This window comes from Frateuria terrea (assembly GCF_900115705.1).
In the GTDB taxonomy this organism is placed as follows: domain Bacteria; phylum Pseudomonadota; class Gammaproteobacteria; order Xanthomonadales; family Rhodanobacteraceae; genus Frateuria_A; species Frateuria_A terrea.
This window is the reverse complement of the sequence record NZ_FOXL01000016.1, coordinates 1-2230: the sequence shown is the minus strand read 5'-3', so window position 1 is coordinate 2230 and position 2230 is coordinate 1. Positions and strand designations below refer to the sequence as shown.

Annotated in this window: 1 rRNA gene; it reads left to right on the top strand. The window is 54.6% G+C overall.

Annotated features, from left to right (window positions below):
- Positions 1-2230 (top strand): 23S ribosomal RNA (locus BMZ38_RS17405); the annotation flags it as partial.

Below are 2230 nucleotides of genomic sequence, written 5' to 3'. Positions count from 1 at the left end.
GGGGGGACCATCCTCCAAGGCTAAATACTCCTGACTGACCGATAGCGAACAAGTACCGTGAGGGAAAGGCGAAAAGAACCCCGGAGAGGGGAGTGAAATAGACCCTGAAACCGTATACGTACAAGCAGTGGAAGCCCGCAAGGGTGACTGCGTACCTTTTGTATAATGGGTCAGCGACTTACTGTCAGTGGCGAGCTTAACCGTCTAGGGGAGGCGAAGGGAAACCGAGTCTGAATAGGGCGCATAGTCTCTGGCAGTAGACCCGAAACCGAGTGATCTATCCTTGGCCAGGTTGAAGGTGCGGTAACACGCACTGGAGGACCGAACCCACATCTGTTGCAATAGATGGGGATGAGCTGAGGATAGGAGTGAAAGGCTAAACAAACTCGGAGATAGCTGGTTCTCCTCGAAAGCTATTTAGGTAGCGCCTCGGACGAATCTTCCTGGGGGTAGAGCACTGTTATGGCTAGCGGGTCATCGCGACTTAGCAAACCATGGCAAACTCCGAATACCAGGACAGACTATCCGGGAGACACACGGCGGGTGCTAACGTCCGTCGTGAAAAGGGAAACAACCCAGACCCGCAGCTAAGGTCCCCAAGTTAGTGCTAAGTGGAAAACGATGTGGAAAGGCATAGACAGCCAGGAGGTTGGCTTAGAAGCAGCCACCCTTTAAAGAAAGCGTAATAGCTCACTGGTCGAGTCGGTCTGCGCGGAAGATTTAACGGGGCTAAGCACTACACCGAAGCTCGGGGTGCACACTTTGTGTGCGCGGTAGAGGAGCGTTCCGTACGCCTGTGAAGGTGGATCGAGAGGTCTGCTGGAGGTATCGGAAGTGCGAATGCTGACATGAGTAACGATAATGCGGGTGAAAAGCCCGCACGCCGAAAGCCCAAGGTTTCCTCGCGCAACGTTCATCGGCGCAGGGTGAGTCGGCCCCTAAGGCGAGGCAGAAATGCGTAGTCGATGGGAAGCTGGTTAATATTCCAGCACTTTTCTTAAGTGCGATGTGGGGACGGAGAAGGTTAGGTCTACCGGGCGTTGGTTGTCCCGGGGAAAGGCGGTAGGCATGCATCTTAGGCAAATCCGGGATGCTTTATGCCGAGCACCGAGACGAGCCCTATTGGGCGAAGTGACTGAGACCACGCTTCCAGGAAAAGCCACTAAGCTTCAGCTTAAGAAAAACCGTACCGTAAACCGACACTGGTAGGCAGGGTGAGAATCCCAAGGCGCTTGAGAGAACTCGGGTGAAGGAACTAGGCAAAATGGCACCGTAACTTCGGGAGAAGGTGCGCCCATCGGGGTGGCTACATGCGTAGCTGAGCTCTGATGGGTCGCAGTAACCTGGCCGCTGCGACTGTTTATCAAAAACACAGCACTCTGCAAACACGAAAGTGGACGTATAGGGTGTGACGCCTGCCCGGTGCTGGAAGGTTAATTGATGGGGTCAGCCGCAAGGCGAAGCTCTTGATCGAAGCCCCAGTAAACGGCGGCCGTAACTATAACGGTCCTAAGGTAGCGAAATTCCTTGTCGGGTAAGTTCCGACCTGCACGAATGGCGTAACGACAGCGGCGCTGTCTCCACCCGAGACTCAGTGAAATTGAAATCGCTGTGAAGATGCAGCGTTCCCGCGGCAAGACGGAAAGACCCCGTGAACCTTTACTATAGCTTTACACTGAACGTTGAGTTCTTCTGTGTAGGATAGGTGGGAGGCTTTGAAGCGCAGACGCCAGTTTGCGTGGAGCCATCCTTGAAATACCACCCTGAAGTGCTTGACGTTCTAACCTAGGCCCGTAATCCGGGTCAGGGACCGTGTATGGTGGGTAGTTTGACTGGGGCGGTCTCCTCCCAAAGCGTAACGGAGGAGCACGAAGGTACGCTCAGCGCGGTCGGACATCGCGCACTGTGTGCAAAGGCATAAGCGTGCTTGACTGCAAGATCGACGGATCAAGCAGGTACGAAAGTAGGTCTTAGTGATCCGGTGGTTCTGTATGGAAGGGCCATCGCTCAACGGATAAAAGGTACTCCGGGGATAACAGGCTGATACCGCCCAAGAGTTCATATCGACGGCGGTGTTTGGCACCTCGATGTCGGCTCATCACATCCTGGGGCTGTAGCCGGTCCCAAGGGTATGGCTGTTCGCCATTTAAAGTGGTACGCGAGCTGGGTTCAGAACGTCGTGAGACAGTTCGGTCCCTATCTGTCGTGGGCGTTGGAGATTTGAGGGGGG